The organism is Streptomyces musisoli, assembly GCF_016741855.1.
GTDB classification, from domain to species: domain Bacteria; phylum Actinomycetota; class Actinomycetes; order Streptomycetales; family Streptomycetaceae; genus Streptomyces; species Streptomyces musisoli.
Window position 1 is genome coordinate 1 of sequence record NZ_JAERRH010000140.1, and the last position, 260, is coordinate 260.

The following is a 260-nucleotide window of genomic DNA, read 5'->3' on the forward strand; positions in this document are numbered from 1 at the left end:
TGGACGGCAATCTGGAGTATGTCGGTCGTGCTGATGATCAGGTGAAGCTTCGTGGTTTCCGCATCGAGTTGGGTGAGGTCGAGTCGGTTCTGACGGGGCATCCGCGTGTCGCGCAGGTGGCGGTGCTGGTGCGTGAGGACCGTCCCGGGGACAAGCGCCTGGTCGCCTATGTCGTGCCGGCAGGTGACGTCGAGCGGCTGGATCCGGTCGGACTGCGGCGGTATGCGGGTGAGCGGTTGCCGGAGTTCATGGTGCCGGCG

1 protein-coding gene is annotated in these 260 nt (G+C 65.8%); it reads left to right on the forward strand.

From position 1 onward, the window contains the following. On the forward strand, positions 1-260 hold a 260-nt coding region (locus JK361_RS40830), incomplete at both ends, for an AMP-binding enzyme (protein WP_201828308.1).